Genomic DNA, 16,865 nt, shown 5'->3' with positions numbered 1-16,865 from the left:
TGGAAATCGGACATAGAGCATCACCGCAAGGCGGATAATCTCAGGGCTCGTTTTGAAGTAGCGAAAAGGGGACCGTTTTGTCATTCGGCAACGCTAGGTCGCCACCCTGCCCTTCACAACCGAGTTTCCTCTGACATTGCCAGATTGAGACCTGCGACCTTACCAATGCGTCAACTGTGCAAACAATCTCAAATTTTTCTTTCACACATCGATAAAATCACATATTCTTATTTGTGTATTTGATGCGAGGGATGCACAGATGAGCAAGTTTACACGCCGCCAGTTCATAATGAAAACGTCAGGTGCCGCAGCTTTCTCAATCCTGGCGTCGCAATCGATCGCCGAATTGCCTATAGGGTCCGGAACGATCACGACAGTAAGCGATGGACATCTTGTCTTGCCACTTGATTTTGCCATTGGCTCAGCCCCCCCTCAACAGGCCAAAACCCTTCTGCGGAACTATGGAATAATCGGAAATGAAGTCCGCCCGAACTGCAACGTGTCGATCTATCGAGATGGCACAAATACGGTTCTGTTTGACGTGGGATCTGGCCCGGACTTTATGCCTTCCGCCGGACGGCTTTTAGATAATCTCGCCTCAGTTGGCGTTTCGCCTGATGACGTGACGCATGTTCTATTTACTCATGCGCATCCAGATCACATCTGGGGATTATTGGATGAATTTGACGAACCCATATTTGTAAATGCCGCTCATATGATTGGCGCAAAGGAGTGGGACTACTGGTGGGATCCTGAAACCGTGAACACGATTGGGGAACAACGCATGGTCTTTGCAGTTGGTGCCCGCCGACGGCTCGAGTTAATGGAAGATATGTTCGACCGGTTTACGGACGGCGACGAAGTTGTCAGCGGCATATCCGCAGTTGCCACCCACGGCCACACACCGGGTCATATGAGCTTTGAGGTGCGCTCAGGCTCTCAAGCGAGCCTGATCATTGGCGATGCAATAGTAAACCACCACCTGGCATTTGAGCGGCCGGAATGGCCCAGCGGCTCCGACCAAAATCCGTCTCAGGGCATCGAAACCCGAAACGCCCTGTTTGATCGCATTCTGGCCGACAACTTGTCTGTTGCCGGTTTCCACTTCCCCGGATCTGGGATGGGCGCCGTAGAACGCGCGTCTACCGGCTATCGTTTTTTGGAGGATCAGGTGTGAGCGCGCTTTCAAAAATCGCGGCCATAACAGTCGCTCTATGTGTTGGTACAACTGCGTCGGCAAGCGAAGACATCGCCGATCAATACCCAGGCTCCGCGCTGTATTCCAAACCGGTCGAGGTAATCCCTCATGTCTGGTCGGCAATTGGCGCAACCGCGCCACCGACTTATGAAAACTCCGGGCATAACAACAACCTAAGCTTTGTTGTGACCGGCGATGGGGTTGTCGTGATCAATGGCGGCGCCGCCTATATTCTGGCACAAGCCCTACATGACGAGATCAAGGCTGTCACGGATCAGCCGGTCAAGCTTGTGATCAATGAAAACGGTCAAGGCCATGCGATCTTGGGCAACTCCTATTGGGTCGAGCAGGGCGTTCCAATCCTCGCCCATGAAGATGCCGCGCATGAAGTCGTTGAATACGGTCCTCAAATTCTTGAAGGCATGAAACGGTATAATCGTGACAAGGCAAGAGGAACGATTATTGCTGTCCCTACAGAGACTTTCTCTGACAGCAGAAACATAGAGATGGGTGATTTTCGAATTGAGGTTTTACGCCTCGGCCCTGCCCATAGCCCGGGCGACATCTCGGTCTGGCTTCCTGACCAAAGTCTGGTGATTGCCGGAGACATGGCTTTCCACGAACGTATGCTACCGATCTTTGACGACACAATGACGGCCGACTGGTTGGAAACATGGGACACCGCGTTTGAACCGCTTGGCGCGATCTATGTGATTCCGGGCCACGGGCACCCAACCAATATGGCGCAGGTTCGTCGGTACACGCGCGATTATCTAGCTTATCTCCGGGAAAAGGTCGGCGACCATCTAGATGCAGGCGGCGATCTTGCAGACGCCTACTACGTTGATCAGTCACCCTATGCGCATCTCGACACCTTTGAGGAACTTGCCACCAAGAACGCGGGCCGCGTCTACGAACAGATGGAGTTCGAATAGCCTAGCCCCCTTCGGAAACGCGCGAGAACGGGAAAGACAAAATGGAAGCCCTGATCGACCGATTTGGCGAACCTACCTTACTTTTGCTCATTGGCCTCATAACCGGTGTCGTGTTTGGCGCCGCCGCCTACCAATCCAGATTTTGCCTACGTGCGGCTACGTCCGAAGTTGCCCAAGGCACAGCCGGCCCTAAACTCGCGATCTGGCTAATCACTTTTTTGACGGCCCTCTTTGCCGTGCAACTGTCCGTGCTGGCAGGTATCCTCTACGTTGGGGACAGCCGACAACTTGCGAGCGTCGGAAGCCTGTCTGGCGCTATAATCGGCGGTATCATGTTTGGTGTTGGTATGATCCTTGCCCGTGGATGTGCCAGCCGCCTGCTTGTGCTGTCTGCTTCAGGAAATTTGCGAGCCATTGTCACCGGACTTGTCTTGACCCTCACGGCCCAAGCGACGTTGCGCGGTACGCTGTCTCCAGCGCGCGAGTATTTGGTGGCACTTTGGACCCTACCGGGTGGAGATATTCGAGACCTCTCTGCGCTCCTCTCCCTGCCACGTGGTGGTGTCGTTGCTTTGGCAGGCGTAGCCCTCGTTGCCGCACTGGTCTTTGGCTCAAGGCGTCGGCTAACCCCGTCCGAAATCGCTTCTTCCGCTGTGGTCGGGGTCGCGGTTTGGATGGGTTGGTGGCTGACCTATCTTTTGGCTCAAAGCTCTTTTGAAGTGGTCAACATCCAATCAGTCACCTTCACTGGTCCATCAACGGACACTCTGATGGCCTTGATAAACACCCCAACGCTGGTCCGTAATTTCGGCACTGGTTTGGTACCGGGCGTTTTTGTCGGGGCCTTGGTGGTGGCATTACTCAAGGGCGAAGCGCGCATTCAGAGGTTTGAGCCTGACACACGCATGGAACGCTACTTACTTGGCGGCGTCCTAATGGGGTTTGGTGCAATGCTGGCCGGGGGCTGTGCCGTTGGCGCAGGCGTGACAGGCGGATCAGTCTTGTCACTTACCGCGTGGGTCGCGGTGTTTTTCATGTGGGTTGGCGCTGTCAGCACACAAAAGGCACTCAAAGACAAAGCCTGACCCCCTATTGGGCGGCAAGCGGAAGCCTTTGCAAAGCACACTCCCCCCATAGTCTCTCAAGTGCGCCAACCAAGTGGGCAATATCTGCCGGGCTGTGGACCGGTGAAGGTGTGATCCGCAACCGCTCAGTGCCTTTTGGGACAGTCGGATAGTTAATCGGCTGAATGTAAATTCCATACTCGTCCAACAAACGGTCCGAGATGTATTTGCACTTCATCGGATCGCCGACGACAACCGGAATGATGTGGCTGGGGTTGTCGATATGAGGAAGTCCGATGCGGTCCAGCTCGCGCCGCACGTCTTGCACACGTTGCCGCTGCATCTGACGCTCTGCTGAGCTGGTTTTCAAATGTTGGATGGCCGCCCGTGCGCCCGCCGCGACTGCTGGCGGAAGCGCGGTTGTGAAGATAAATCCGCTGGCGAAAGATCTGACAAAATCCACCAAGTCCCGTGATGCAGCGATATAGCCACCGGCCACCCCATAGGCTTTGGCCAGAGTACCCTCGATTATGGTCAACCGATCAGACACCCCCAGTTGTTCTGAAATTCCGCCGCCTCGTGGGCCATACATCCCAACTGCATGCACTTCATCCAGATAGGTCATGGCACCATAGCGATCGGCCAAATCACATATCTCGGCAATGGGCGCGATGTCCCCATCCATGGAGTAGACGCTTTCAAACGCAATCAGCTTGGGCTGATCCGCTGGCAACATTGCGAGTTTTGCCTCCAGATCGGCAAGATCATCGTGTTTCCAGATGACCTTTCGCGCGCCGGAGTGGCGGATACCTTCGATCATTGATGCGTGGTTAAGCGCATCTGACAAAATCACCAACCCGGGAATACGCGCACCCAACGTACCAAGCGTTGCCCAGTTAGAAACATATCCGCTAGTGAAAAGAAGCGCCGCGTCCTTGGCGTGCAAATCCGCCAACGAAGCCTCCAGCGCAACGTGCTCCAGGGTTGTACCAGAAATGTTGCGCGTACCGCCTGCACCGGCGCCGCAGTTGTCCAGAGTGGCATGCATGGCGGCGAGCACTTTCGTGTGCTGCCCCATACCAAGATAATCGTTGGAGCACCAAACCGTCACATCAGGCGCGTCACCTTCTCGGCGCGCTGTAGGAAATTGCCCGCATTTACGCTCCAATTCAGCGAAAACCCGATAATTGCCTTCGTCCCGCAGATCGGTCAGCGCCTGATGAAAAAATCCTTGGTAATCCAAAATCCGTCCTCGTCAGTTAGCGGCAGCTTCAGAGGCGATCTCGCTCAGGAGGTTCTCGACCTTTTGCATTTGCCCGTCAGGGTAATCCCTGTGTCCGATCACAATCCCATCTTCTGTTTCCACGACAAAAACGCCGTAGGGGCAGTGCACGATGTTCATCGGGTCAGCCTCCATCACTTCCCGTGACAACACTGCAGAACAGAATAGAAATATATCCGCCGCTTTGAAGATTTGCGTTTCGCTGCCGACGTCAGCTCCCGTGCGATTAAGCATCTCTCCGACGTGGCTGACATAGTCGATCACCAACCCCTTATCCACAATAGCGCTTTCAACAGCGAAAGTGGCATCATCGAAACTCCCGTCAAACGGAAAAACAATCGCTTCTTCAGCGGAAACCGTCGACGCGCACACCAGATACGGCAGAACAAACTTTAAACGTTTCATAGGGACTCTCCTTTTCCCAAAATGCGCCAAAGGCGTGAAATGTGTCTCACTGCCGCGCGCGCTCGACGGTGAGACACGATGATTTAACCCATCATGTCGGCTGTGATGCCTGTGTACCAACCTTCGCTTTCCATGTAGGTCGCTTTGCGGACATCCGAGGTCTCGCCCGTCTGGCTGATGAAACCGTCGATCTTGGCGATTTTCTCCGGCGTTGCCTCATAGGTCGCGCCCACCTTGACGCCGTCGTTTGGCGCAATCAAAGACCAGCACGTGTTAGAGAACTTCGCCGGGAATACCTTAGATCCGGTCAAAGCCCCGCGCACCGCGTTCGCACATACCTTGGCTTGCGAGTTCGCAGAGAACCCGGATTTCGGCATATCGCCCTGCTGGCTTGCGTCACCTAGAACATAGATGTCCGAATTCGCCTTGGTGGACATATCCGCAGCATTCACCGGCGCCCAGTTGCCGTCTGTGACACCCGCAAGCTCTGCAATTCGCCCGGCTTTCATGGCCGGGATTACGTTACAGACATCGACCTTGGTCTCTTCGCCGTCGATCGTCACGGTCATCGCGTTCGGATCCACCGAAACTTCGCCGCCGCCGAAATCCTCTCCTATCCAATCGACCATACCTTCATAATGGTTGGCCCAGCCCTCTTGAAACAAGCTCATTTTGGAGAACTTCGGTTTAGGGTCGGCCACGATGATTTTCGCGGTCGGATTGTTCTGCTTCAGGTAATGCGCGACCATCGACACCCGTTCATAGGGTCCGGGTGGGCAACGATACGGGTTTGGCGGCGCGACCATGGCGAAGACGCCGCCTTCGGGCATAGCCGCAAGCTGCGCCTTAAGCAGTTCAGACTGCGACCCTGCTTTGTAGGCATGTGGCATTTTGTTTTGCGCCGTCACATCCCAGCCGTCGACCGCGCCCTCGACAAAATCAATGCCTGGCGACAGGATCAGCTTGTCGTAAGGCAATGTGGCACCGCCTGCCAGCGATACGGTTTTTGCATCACGATCAACGCCAACGGCCCAATCATGCACCACGTTCACCCCGCCCGCGGCCAACCCGCCATAGCTGTGACCGATGTCCTCAATCTCCTTGAAACCGCCCAAATATAGGTTGGAAAAGAAGCACGTGTAGTACTTGCGTGTTGGTTCAATCAGCGTGACGTCAATCGCACCTTTGCTGTCTTTGGCGATATAGCGTGCCGCCGTGGCTCCGCCGGCCCCGCCACCGACAACCACAACACGCGGTTTGCCCATGGCCTTAACCATCGGTGCCGACAGGGACGCGGCTGCAGCCGCCGCCCCAAGAAAAGCCCGTCTGTTCAATGTCATTGCGTTTCCTCCCAGAATGTTCCCGTGACCTCAGTTCGAGATCACTCCTCCAAAATTGCAAAATATGCGGCCAATGCGGCGATCTCCTCATCGCCAAGCCGCCCAGCGATCATCTGCATCACTGGATGGATGCGATGCTTGGACTTGTAGGCATGCATCGCCAAAACGAAGTCCTCTTCAGGCCACAGCACGATCGACGGAATCCCGTTGTCTGCTCCCGTGGCCAAATGACAGGTCGTGCACTCGCCGCTCAGGTATTGCCCGTATTCCGGGTCGCCCTTCAGCGCCAGAATTGCCGCGTCTACATCGTGATCGACCCCGACAGCGGTCGGATCCGCCTCAGGAATATCTGCCGGGTTGTCGGAAAACTTTCGCAGATATGCGATCAGGTTCTCTCGATCCTCCGCATCTTTTAGCCCCGGAAAGCTCATACGAGTGCGGCTGATCATCGAACGCGGGTTCTCCAGAAAGGCGTCAAGCGTATCGGCATGCCATTCCAACCCGCCGCTACCAATGCGTTTGAAACCCTTGGAGTATTTAAAGTCCTCATAAGACCCAGCGACACGCCCAAAAAGTCCGTTCAAATGGGGACCGATCCGGTGTGTGGCGTCCTTGCCAACCTGATGGCAGCCCTTGCACTTCTTGAACACCTTTGCGCCTTTGTCGACATCGCCCCCTTGCGCAAAGGCATTGCCGCCCAGCACTGCGAGGCCGGCAACGAGAACGGCCCCGAGGATCTGTGTCACACGCACCATGTCAGCCGTCGACGCTCTTGAGGTATTCAATGATCGCGGCGACGTCGTTTTCCTTTTTCAAGCCATTAAAGCTCATCTTGGTGCCTTTGAGATAAGCCTTCGGTTTGGCTAGGAACTCGGCCATTGCGACCTCATCCCAGATACGGCCCTCTTCTCCCGCGGCCTTGAACACCTTGGAATACTTGAAGCCATCCACACTTGCGAACCCGCGCCCTAAAATGCCGTTCAGCATCGGCCCGGTCTTGTTTTTGGCACCTTCGCCGACCTGATGACAGGCCTTGCATTTCTTAAAGACCTTCTCGCCCTTCTTGATCATTTCGGGATCAAGCGCGGCGAGCTCCTCTACCGGCGCGACCTCCTCTTCGACCACGGCTTCAGTCGTTGCCTGCGCTTCCCCTGCGGCCGTTTCATCCGGTGTCACGTCCAGAACTGAGGCCCGCATGGTGATTTCGACACTCTCCTTACAGTCGGACATGCAGGGCTCCGCACGCCACATTCCATACTCCACAGTAGCGCGGTCATCGGTAATGAAGCCGTCCTTATTATACATTTCAAAATCGCCGAAATTCTCGTGGCTCAGCTCGAAATCATCGTCAACCAGGTCATTGGAATAGAGGATGTACGCAACGATCGCGTAAACCTCATCCTCGGTCAGCGTTTGCGCCGCGCCAAACGGCATCGAACGATTCACATAGTCCCACACGGTCGAAAGATATGGCCAATAGCTGCCCACGGTCTTCACTGGATCCTTGTCTGCAAGCGTGTCAAAACCGCCTGCCAGAACCGGCCAGTTGTCCACTCCTTCAGCAAAGTCTCCGTGGCAGGAGGCGCATTTCTCGGCAAAGACTTCTTCGCCCCAGAAAACATCCCCACGCCCTTCCGGCAATCCACGACCGTCAGGCAGAACATCTTTGTCCCAGGCGGTGATCTCTTCCGGCAAAGCCGCCCTGCCCAACCCCAGCTTGTCTTCAGCAAACACAGGACCGGCCAGCAACAGAGCAGCGGTGCTAACCTTAAGAAACTTCGACATTTTCCGCCTCCCCATTCGGGTTCAGATACCAGGTCTGGATACAGTTGTTGTGATAGATCGAGTTCTCGCCGCGCACCTCGCGCAGCTGATTTTTTGTTGGTTGTACATAGCCCGTCTCATCCATCGCACGGGCCTGAAGTAGCCACTCTTCGCCATGCCATTCGGTGTCGAAATAGAACCGTGTCAGCGCTTTGGTGTCGCCCTGCGTGCGGCCCAGTCGCGCCTCTTGCCAGTTTTTGCCACCATCCAGCGACACATCAACCCGTGTGATACGCCCATGACCGGACCACGCCAGCCCCGAGATCACCAGCGGCCCATGGCCATGTTTGATCGGCATCTGCGGGCTGGGCGTGGTGATCACGGACTTCGCGTCCATCTCCCAGGTCCACTTGCGCGCCGTACCATCTTCCAGAACGTCGGTGTACTTGCTGGTCTCTTCACGACTTTCCACGGCGGCGTCGGTCACCTCGATGCGGCGCAGCCACTTGACCCACATATTGCCTTCCCAACCCGGCACGACGAGGCGCACCGGATAGCCATGCTCTTTACGCAAAGCTTCGCCGTTTGCCTTGAACGCAATCAGCACATCATCCAACGCTTTTTCCATTGGGATCGAGCGACCATTAGAGGAGGCATCCGCGCCTTCCACATAGACCCATTTATCCGTCAGATCGCCCGCCGCCCCAAGGCCAGCTTCGTTCAGAAGCGCCCGCAGCGGGATGCCGGAATATTCCATGTTGTGGATCATACCGTGGGTGAACTGCACACCGTTCAGTTGCGCGCCTGCCCACTCCATGCCGGTGTTGGCCGCACATTCGCAGAAAAAGACGTGGTTTTCACGCGGGAACCGCTCCAGATCCTCGTATGAGAACACCAGCGGCTGATCGACCAAGCCGTTGATCATCAAACGGTAATCATCTTTGTGCAACTCAATCGCGCCAGAGTGATGGCGCTCAAACGCACACCCCTGCGGCGTAATCGTACCATCCAGCGCGTGGATTGGGGTGAAGTTGATCGACGAAATCGGATCAGCCGTCAGCCATGGCACATTGCGTCGCACCACGTCTTTCTCAAATTCGATCGGCAGGCCATAAGGGGTTTCATCTACACCGTCACCGGTGAACGACGCCCAGTCCTGTATTTCCGTAATTAACGGATCCGGCGTGGCAGCGCTTGCCGCACCCGCAACCGAACCGGCCACCGCTGCCGCTCCACCTTTCAGGAAGGCGCGGCGCGACGTGTTTTTCAACTCATCAGCCATCTTCTAAGTCTCCTCCTGCGTTAGACGCCCACGACGTCAACGCTATTGTTTTCCTGCACCGTCACAGTGCCCTGTTTTTGAATGTGATTTTCCACCACGTCCCAGATCTTTGGCCCCTCGGTGCCTTCGTTCACGCTGGCCCAACCAGCCACGACATAGCTTCTGGCCGGATCGATCCGTTCGCCAGTCTTCAAGAGTGTCATCTCGGAAATCCGCTCGCCCTGCGGCTTGTTGATATCAATGCGATAACCAAGCCCGCCAGTACGCACCATGTCTCCGCCTTGCTGGTAATAGGGATCGGGGTTAAAGATGTTGTCGGCCACGTCTTCCAGAATGATTTTCAGGAGCTCTCCGGTCATTTCAGAGCGATAGGCTTCCCCATAGGTCATAGACGTGACGTTCCAAATATCCTCTCGAGTGATCGCCTGACCCGGGATCAGGCTTGGGCCCCAGCGCACACCGGGACTCAAAGCAATTTCCGCATCTCGCTCTGAAATCAACGCATCACAAATCAGATCATCCCAGCTGCCATTAAAATTGCCGCGCCGATATAGCAACGAATCTGTCTTGCCGATCACCTCAGCCAACTCCGCCTCGAATGGCGCGCGCTGCGCATCAATCAGCTTTGAAACGGCGGCATCCGGCGTTATCACATCCGAAAAAATCGGGATCAGTTTGTGGCGATACCCCATCATGCGACCGTCACGCACGTCCAGATCAATTCGGCTCACGAATTTACCGTTTGAGCCTGACGGCACAATGATCGTCGAGCCTGACACCACAGGTTCCGGCAGCGCGTCATGGGTGTGTCCCGACAGGATGACGTCGATACCTTTCACCACCGTGGCCATCTTCTTGTCCACATCAAAGCCATTGTGGCTCAGCACCACAACACAATCCGCGCCCTTGGCTTTAACCTCGTCAACCATCATCTGCATGTGTTCGTCACGAATGCCAAAGCTGTATTCCGGGAACATCCAGCCCGGGTTTGCAATTGGCATATAGGGGAAAGCCTGACCGATCACCGCAATCTTGGCGCCGCCCCGCTCAAAGAATGTATAAGGCGGGAACAGCTCGGCGGGTTCATCCCATTCGCTGTCAAAAATGTTCTGGCCCAAGGCCGCGAACGGCAGGTTTTCAACAATCTCATTCACGCGCTCACTGCCCAGCGTGAATTCCCAGTGGAACGTCATCGCATCAGGTTTGAGTGCATTCATCACGTTGACCATGTCTTGGCCTTCGGTGTGATAGCACGAATAGGACCCGTGCCAAGTATCCCCGCCATCCAGCAGGATAGCATCCGGACGGTCGGCACGAATAGCGTTGATCACCGTGGCCACGCGATCCAGCCCGCCAACTCGGCCATAACCTTGGGCAAGCGAGGAAAAATCACCGGCACTGAGTGCATAATGCGAAGGGGAGCTTTCCGCGATTCCATAGGCTTTGCGGAAATCGGCACCAGTGATATGGGGCACTGCACCTTTGTTGCCCCCCACCCCGATATTCACGGACGGCTCACGAAAGTAGATTGGTTTGAGCTGCGCATGGATATCCGTGATGTGGATCAATGAGACATTGCCATAAGTCTGAAATTCCAGCAGCTGGTCCTGTGTCAAAGCCTGTTGCGCTGCCAGCCTCGCCCAGTTGCCAAACCCTGAAGCGCCGACCAGAGCCGATGCCGCCATCCCTACTTGCAGAAAGTCGCGTCGCGAAATCATCCGACTTAAATTCCTTATATTCGCATATGTGAATGCACTGGTCGTAGTAAAGGCCCTGCCTTTGCAAGCAGGGCCTCAGGATCAGTTACGGACCGAAGGTCCCTCGACGCTCAACCCGTTGCCGCGCGAGGCGACATAAAGTTCAAGCGCGATAAATTCAGCCGAGCCGGGCTTAAACGTATGCGCGCGTGTGTCCCGCACACACCCCTTGAAACGGGCATGTACCGTGTTCAGCTTGGTGTTCTTCAAACGATAGGCTGGAAAGCCGTTGATCTGACCTTGGCTCAGGTGATCTGCGCGGATCATGTTGCCATAGTTGTCTTCGTGGCAGTTGGCGCATGACAGTTCCAGTTGACCATAACGGGTATAATAGATGTCCTTGCCCATCTCCCATGTCTCCCGGGCGGGGCCGTCAATCGCCACGCTGACCGGCAATCCACGTGAGACCGTAGTCAAAAGCGCTACCATATTGGCCATGTCGCCGCCGGTGTAATTCCACGGCTCTGCCCCCATCTGGTTTTCGCGGCAATCGTTGACCTGCATTTCCAAAGTGCGCACTTCGCCGGCTGTTTCGTTCCACTTTGGATAGACCGCCCGTACACCTTTCATGCTTTCCGAGTCATCATGACAGCTGGCACAAGCTTTGCCTTCACTGCCCTCGGCCGTGTCCCAGACTTCCTGGGCTTTCTCGACAAAGATCATGGCCGGGTTGTCAAAGTCATCCATCTGAAACGCTTGCGTTTCATCTGCCCGGAATCGCCAACCTGAATAAACAGTGTCGAGATTTTCCAGATGGTCGGCAGCCGCTGCTTCGGTCACCATTTTAATCTCGCCATTGACGACCAGCTGGTCCCCATCGGCGTCTGCAACTACTGCGGTGGCGCTCATTGCTGCCACGACGGTCGCTATACTGGCGTATGTTCTTGCGCGCTTCACGTGATCTCCTCCCTTTTCACACGATCAGCTTACTGCGATCTTTTTAGTGGTTTCATAGACATCCCCGTCATCGTCATACCAGGTGAACGTGAACTCGCCGCTTTCCGGCACAGTTGCATCAAACTGGAAATAGGGGTTGGTCGAAATCGCCGGTTCCAATGTCACGTCGATCACATTCTGGCCGTTAAAATCGACCACAAAACGATTGATGATCGAACGCGGAATCAGGTTGCCGTCGCCGTCTTTACGCTGGCCGCTTTCCATCTTGTGACTGATCAACGTCTTGATGGTGATCTCATCGCCAGCAGCCGCTGTCTTTGGGACCTTCACGCGGGGTTTTACTCCAGATGCCATGATATTTCTCCTTGTCTCTGGATCAGCCGCCGCAGCCGCCGATGGTCACTTTCACGTTGGCTTTTGCCTTCTGGAAGGAGCCGTCTTCCATCTGCGCAATCGCCACCACGTCCTGGGTCTTGGCCAGACGGATGCGGGTCGATGCCGCGTGCGTCGGATTGAGCGGGCCGAATTTCACCGTTGCCACCGCTGGTGTCGGATTGCCGTCCGCGAAAATCGCTACCATGACAGCGCCGGGAGCACTGACTTCGATCGGAACGGTGTTGCCGTTCTCAGCAATTTCCGGGGCCGTGACCACCAGATCACCTGCGCCTACTTCGGCGCCGCCGGTGATTTTGGCAATTTCGTCGTCCGTCAGTGAGGCCATCGCTGGGGTCACACCCAGCGCGGTCAGGCCCATGCCGACCGATCCCATGACAAGCAGGTCTCGCCGTGTCAGTTTCATGTTTCTACTCCTCAAATCCTTCAAGTCACTAATCTTTGAGTGTCATCAGATAGGCGACCACATCCTCGACCTGCTGCGCAGTCAGAAGCGGTTCAACCTCACCCTCATGGGCCTTGCCGGTATAGGCATTGCCCAAGCGAATGAAGCCTTCGGTCCTGTAAAAGCTAGGCATGACGGTCTCTTCAAACGTCATCTTCGCGTTGGCCACGATCCCACGCAGCTCCGCCGCGGTCCAGCGGTCTCCCGCACCATCAAGCATGGGCCCGATTTCACCGTGGAACGGCAGATTGCTCAGCGCGCTAACCTCGTGGCAGGCAATACAATTGCCTGCGCCTTTGTTCATTATCGTTTCGCCCGAGGCGACATCCCCGGGGACGCCGGTCAGCGACTGTGCAACAGCGCCATCCTCATAGACTACATCTGACGGTTTTGTTTCACTTGCCTGTGCTGCTATCGCACAGAGTGCCAATACCGCAGCTCCTCCCAATGCACGTTTCATGCGCCCTCCTCAAGACGATTCCTTCGCGAGTTATTCTCTAGACTACGGCACAAAATCGACAGAACGCAACAACAAATTCAATTACATGAATTTTTGCATTTATGCGCGACGCTTCCCAATTTCGAAATATAGTTGCTGCGACAGCACCTGGGCACCGCTCCGCAGAACTTTACTGACCCTGTTCGGAAAACTTTCGGGCATGGTATTTCTGAAACGGCTCATCGCCCAAATAGCCCTCTTCCAGAACCCAATTAAGCAAGTTGAGCGTCGTCCACTTACCAAAGGCTCCGGGCATATTGGCCACGGCGGCCTGCGACGCGGCTACATTGTCCGGCACCTCTTGCGGCAGAAATATCATGTTGGGCGTAAACAACGCCCCCCAGCGTTTCACGATCTCCTTTTCCGACAGGGTCTCGCCGTCAAAATCAGTGACCTCCACATCGCCAAACATATTGATCTGCACAATGAAATACCGCTCGCGTAGCAGCGCCGCGATCTCAGGCATCACGAACACCTCTTCGTGCATCTTTTTGCAATAGATACAGCCCCGCTGTTCCACGATCAGCAATAGCCGTTTGCCCTCTGCATTGGCTTCCTCAAGGTCTTCACGCAAGTCCTTGAAGGTGTCGCGCATCCAATCTGCCTTGTGCAGGCCATCATCGCCTAGGTCCGCCGCCCAAATCGGCAGGGCCAGCATAATCGCCGCCAAAAATGTCCAAGCCCGCATTACCCTCTCCTTTATCCAAGGCCGTCAAACCACGGCACATGCTCCAACATCCATTGCGCAATCAGATTCACCGAATTGGTTGCGATCAGCACACCAAACAGAATCAAAAATGCGCCCATGGCCTTTTCCACGGCGCCCAAATGCCGCCTGAACCGCGCCATCCAACGCATAAACGGCCCAACAAAAAACGCCGCCACGACAAATGGCAGCGTCATTCCAAGCCCGTAAACAAACAGTAAGGTCGCGCCCTGCCCTGCGGTCTCCTGACCTGCCGCCGTGAACAGGATCGCCGCCAGCACCGGTCCGACACAGGGCGTCCAGCCAAAGGCAAAAGCGAGACCTATCACATAGCCTCCCAGAAAGCTGACCTTAGACGTGTCTCCGGTTTCCATCTGGAACTGCCGATACAAAAATCCGATGCGCACTACTCCCAGAAAGTGCAGCCCCATGGCCACGATCAACCCCCCCGCCAACCACCGCAATATGTCGAAGTATTCACGCACCATCTGGCCAAAAACAGAGGCCGTTGCGCCAAGCCCCATGAAAACAGTGATCACCCCAAGTGCAAAACAGCCTGCCGTCAGCACAGCCCGCCGGCGCACCTGCGACGAGATCTGCGCTTCTACCGAAATCTCGGACATGCTCGCACCGGCAAGGTAGCTCAGGTAGAACGGCACAATGGGCAGAATGCAGGGAGAAGCAAAAGACAGCAGCCCGGCAATCAAGGCTCCCAAAAATGTGACATCGAACATCGCAGGTCCATTCTTGATAAATTCAAATATTAGATTATGATTGTATTTGATTTCAGGTCAACAGGGAGAGCTGCGTGCTGCGACCCTTTAAGGCGCTCCTGACGAGCGTTCTACTTTTGCTGCCTCTGGCGGCCCTTGCCGACACCTATCTCCTCATGGCCGAGGAGAAAGGCTGCATGTACTGTGCCCAGTGGAATGCTGACATTGGCCCGATCTACCCCAAGACCGCAGAAGGCAAAGCCGCGCCGTTGCGCCGCTATGACCTTCATGGGGACTCGCCCGAAGCCATCCTGAAAGCCCGCGTTCTTTATACGCCGACCTTCATTTTGGTGGTGGAAGACACCGAAGTTGGCCGCATAGAAGGCTACCCGGGCGAGGATTTCTTCTGGGGATTACTTGCCAAACTGCTGAAACAAGCCGACATTGACACAAATGCCCCCGCCACTCCGGGAAAAGACAAATGACACAACCGCTACAAACCACATCCGACCAGCCGGCCTCTCGTTTGCCTGTGTTTGATGAAAATACCTGCCCCGAAGACCTGGCCAAGATGATGTTGAACGCCGAGCGCGCGTCCGCGTTCCTCAAGGCAATCAGCCACGAAGGCCGTTTGATGATCCTTTGTCAGCTGGCATCAGGCGAAAAATCCGTGACCGAACTCGAAGACCTGCTCTCCGCCCGTCAAGCGGCTGTATCCCAACAATTGTCGCGGCTGCGGCTGGAGGGACTGGTCAAACCGCGTCGTGATGGGAAAACAATTTATTACAGTTTGGTAGACGACCGACCCAAACAGATCATGGAAGTGGTCTACGACCTGTTTTGCAAGGAAGACTAAGGTCATCACGGTCGCATTCGGCGCTAGGGAGGAGCCCGTATGCTGGATTTCTTGGGCGAGGCCAATTCGGTCGCGTTGATAGGTTTGATTGGTGGAATGCTGCTTGGACTGGCTGCACGGGTCGGGCGTTTTTGCACTCTCGGCGCCATTGAGGATCTCCTGTATTCGTCAGACGACCGCCGGATGCGCATGTGGGGTGTGGCCATCGGCGTGGCTGTGGTCGGCACACAAATTGCGATGGCGCAGGGCGCAATGGCCCCGTCAGAGGCGACGTATCTCGAACGAGTTTGGAACCCGCTCGCGACCATCGTGGGCGGATTAATGTTTGGCTACGGCATGGCACTATCAGGCAACTGCGGCTATGGCGCGCTGGCGCGTTTGGGCGGCGGCGACATCCGCGCCTTTGTCATTGTCATAGTGCTTGGGCTGTCGGCCTACTTGGCTATGTCCGGCCCGCTGGCCCATTTGCGTGTCTGGCTCTTCCCCGTGCAAGAAGGCGCAGCTTATTCGCAAGGGTTCACTGGTCTGCTCGACCGCTCTTTTGATATTTCACCTCCCACGGCCGGCGTCGCGATAGGTTTGGCAATCCTACTGTTTTCTTTGGCATCTCCGCGCATGTTGAAATCGCCGATGATGGTTGTTTGGGGCATTGTCGTGGGCGCTGTAATTGTATCCGGGTGGGTTGGCACCTACTGGGTGGCGCAGGTCGGTTTTGGCAATGAGCCTGTGGAATCCCACTCTTTCGCCGCCCCCATCGGTGATACGATTTATTACGCGATGACCGCCTCCGGCAACGAACTCTCCTTTAGCGTCGGCTCCGTGCTCGGAGTTGTTTTTGGCGCGTTTCTGGGGTCCGTTCGCAAGGGCCATTTCCGCTGGGAGGCGTGCGATGACCCCCGCGAACTCAAACGCCAACTGTTCGGCGCTGCCCTTATGGGTCCCGGCGCGATCCTCGCCGTCGGCTGCAGTGTGGGCCAAGGCCTATCTGCTTTTTCAGTTTTGTCATTCAGCGCACCGGTTGCCTTTCTGTCAATAATGGTCGGGGCTGCATTTGGCTTACGGCAATTGATAGAAGGTCTTCATTTGGCAAACTGACTGGTTGCTCTCGGTTGGGCTTTGTTGCGCAATTCGTGTGAAGGACGTTCTTCCCCTTACCCCCAGACGGATTCAGGCTACAGCCTGAGTGCCGGTGGTGTCAGACAAATTCGAACCAGTCTCTACTAGGCCAGCATCGCTGCCCCTTATGCCGCGCAAAGACCACGCCACTCAGCGAGAGCAGTGGTGCGGTTAAGCTTGAAATGGCATCTTCGGGAAACGCTGCGCTCCTGA

19 protein-coding genes and 1 pseudogene are annotated in these 16,865 nt (G+C 55.6%); 6 read left to right on the top strand and 14 right to left on the bottom strand.

Features of this window, described 5'->3' with window-relative positions; all coding sequences use genetic code 11:
- Positions 1–84: pseudogene (locus ABJI08_RS13610) on the bottom strand (IS6 family transposase); the annotation flags it as partial.
- A gap of 175 nt (positions 85–259) precedes the next feature.
- On the opposite strand from ABJI08_RS13610, the gene ABJI08_RS13605 reads away from it, so the two are divergent.
- The 3 genes from ABJI08_RS13605 to ABJI08_RS13595 are packed head-to-tail and all read left to right on the top strand — an operon-like array spanning position 260 to position 3,218.
- On the top strand, positions 260–1,177 hold the full coding sequence (locus ABJI08_RS13605) for an MBL fold metallo-hydrolase (RefSeq protein ID WP_348402393.1): 918 nt from the start codon (positions 260–262) through the stop codon (positions 1,175–1,177).
- A gap of 14 nt (positions 1,178–1,191) precedes the next feature.
- Positions 1,192–2,133: an MBL fold metallo-hydrolase gene (locus tag ABJI08_RS13600; protein ID WP_348402396.1), complete on the top strand. Its 942-nt coding sequence runs from the start codon at positions 1,192–1,194 to the stop codon at positions 2,131–2,133.
- Positions 2,134–2,174: 41 nt separating this feature from the next.
- Positions 2,175–3,218 (top strand): YeeE/YedE family protein, encoded by a 1,044-nt coding sequence (locus tag ABJI08_RS13595; protein ID WP_348402392.1) that lies wholly within the window; start codon positions 2,175–2,177, stop codon positions 3,216–3,218.
- A 4-nt stretch (positions 3,219–3,222) separates the two neighbouring features.
- Here ABJI08_RS13595 and hemA read toward each other — a convergent pair whose 3' ends face one another.
- From hemA to ABJI08_RS13530, 13 genes are all read right to left on the bottom strand, one after another.
- Positions 3,223–4,440: a 5-aminolevulinate synthase gene (gene hemA / locus ABJI08_RS13590; protein ID WP_348402391.1), complete on the bottom strand. Its 1,218-nt coding sequence runs from the start codon at positions 4,438–4,440 to the stop codon at positions 3,223–3,225.
- 12 nt (positions 4,441–4,452) lie between these two features.
- Positions 4,453–4,884 carry a DUF302 domain-containing protein gene (locus ABJI08_RS13585; protein WP_348402390.1) on the bottom strand — a complete coding sequence of 144 codons (432 nt, stop codon included), beginning with the start codon at positions 4,882–4,884 and terminating at the stop codon, positions 4,453–4,455.
- Positions 4,885–4,967: 83 nt separating this feature from the next.
- Positions 4,968–6,224, bottom strand: a complete 1,257-nt coding sequence (locus ABJI08_RS13580) for an NAD(P)/FAD-dependent oxidoreductase (protein ID WP_348402389.1) — start codon at positions 6,222–6,224, stop codon at positions 4,968–4,970.
- Between the two features lie 41 nt (positions 6,225–6,265).
- Positions 6,266–6,979: a c-type cytochrome gene (locus tag ABJI08_RS13575; protein WP_348402388.1), complete on the bottom strand. Its 714-nt coding sequence runs from the start codon at positions 6,977–6,979 to the stop codon at positions 6,266–6,268.
- A 1-nt stretch (position 6,980) separates the two neighbouring features.
- Positions 6,981–8,009: a c-type cytochrome gene (locus ABJI08_RS13570; RefSeq protein WP_348402387.1), complete on the bottom strand. Its 1,029-nt coding sequence runs from the start codon at positions 8,007–8,009 to the stop codon at positions 6,981–6,983.
- Positions 7,993–9,270, bottom strand: a complete 1,278-nt coding sequence (gene soxC / locus ABJI08_RS13565; RefSeq protein ID WP_348402386.1) for a sulfite dehydrogenase — start codon at positions 9,268–9,270, stop codon at positions 7,993–7,995. Before soxC ends, ABJI08_RS13570 begins: the two co-directional genes overlap by 17 nt.
- A 20-nt stretch (positions 9,271–9,290) precedes the next feature.
- Positions 9,291–10,988, bottom strand: coding sequence for a thiosulfohydrolase SoxB (soxB, locus tag ABJI08_RS13560; RefSeq protein WP_348402385.1), 1,698 nt, complete (start codon positions 10,986–10,988; stop codon positions 9,291–9,293).
- Between the two features lie 81 nt (positions 10,989–11,069).
- Complete coding sequence (gene soxA, locus ABJI08_RS13555) at positions 11,070–11,876, bottom strand: sulfur oxidation c-type cytochrome SoxA (RefSeq protein ID WP_348402395.1); 807 nt, start codon at positions 11,874–11,876, stop codon at positions 11,070–11,072.
- 72 nt (positions 11,877–11,948) lie between these two features.
- Entirely contained in the window at positions 11,949–12,278 is a 330-nt protein-coding gene (gene soxZ, locus ABJI08_RS13550; RefSeq protein ID WP_348402384.1) for a thiosulfate oxidation carrier complex protein SoxZ, read from the bottom strand.
- Positions 12,279–12,300: 22 nt separating this feature from the next.
- Positions 12,301–12,723: a thiosulfate oxidation carrier protein SoxY gene (soxY, locus tag ABJI08_RS13545; protein WP_348402383.1), complete on the bottom strand. Its 423-nt coding sequence runs from the start codon at positions 12,721–12,723 to the stop codon at positions 12,301–12,303.
- A gap of 28 nt (positions 12,724–12,751) precedes the next feature.
- On the bottom strand, positions 12,752–13,222 hold the full coding sequence (gene soxX / locus ABJI08_RS13540) for a sulfur oxidation c-type cytochrome SoxX (RefSeq protein WP_348402382.1): 471 nt from the start codon (positions 13,220–13,222) through the stop codon (positions 12,752–12,754).
- A 169-nt stretch (positions 13,223–13,391) separates the two neighbouring features.
- Positions 13,392–13,949 carry a thioredoxin family protein gene (locus ABJI08_RS13535; RefSeq protein WP_348402381.1) on the bottom strand — a complete coding sequence of 186 codons (558 nt, stop codon included), beginning with the start codon at positions 13,947–13,949 and terminating at the stop codon, positions 13,392–13,394.
- A gap of 11 nt (positions 13,950–13,960) precedes the next feature.
- Positions 13,961–14,701 carry a cytochrome c biogenesis protein CcdA gene (locus tag ABJI08_RS13530; protein WP_348402380.1) on the bottom strand — a complete coding sequence of 247 codons (741 nt, stop codon included), beginning with the start codon at positions 14,699–14,701 and terminating at the stop codon, positions 13,961–13,963.
- 74 nt (positions 14,702–14,775) lie between these two features.
- Between ABJI08_RS13530 and ABJI08_RS13525 the strand changes: the two genes are divergently transcribed.
- The 3 genes from ABJI08_RS13525 to ABJI08_RS13515 all read left to right on the top strand — a co-directional run bounded on the left by ABJI08_RS13525 (position 14,776) and on the right by ABJI08_RS13515 (position 16,631).
- Complete coding sequence (locus ABJI08_RS13525) at positions 14,776–15,165, top strand: hypothetical protein (protein ID WP_348402379.1); 390 nt, start codon at positions 14,776–14,778, stop codon at positions 15,163–15,165.
- Between the two features lie 86 nt (positions 15,166–15,251).
- On the top strand, positions 15,252–15,536 hold the full coding sequence (locus ABJI08_RS13520; protein WP_348402394.1) for a metalloregulator ArsR/SmtB family transcription factor: 285 nt from the start codon (positions 15,252–15,254) through the stop codon (positions 15,534–15,536).
- 39 nt (positions 15,537–15,575) lie between these two features.
- Entirely contained in the window at positions 15,576–16,631 is a 1,056-nt protein-coding gene (locus ABJI08_RS13515; RefSeq protein ID WP_348402378.1) for a YeeE/YedE family protein, read from the top strand.
- The last annotated feature ends 234 nt before the right edge of the window (positions 16,632–16,865 follow it).

It is taken from the genome of Shimia sp. (genome assembly GCF_039969785.1).
GTDB lineage: Bacteria > Pseudomonadota > Alphaproteobacteria > Rhodobacterales > Rhodobacteraceae > Shimia.
The sequence above is the reverse complement of the archived record's forward strand: the minus strand, read 5'-3'. Positions and strand labels throughout refer to the sequence as shown.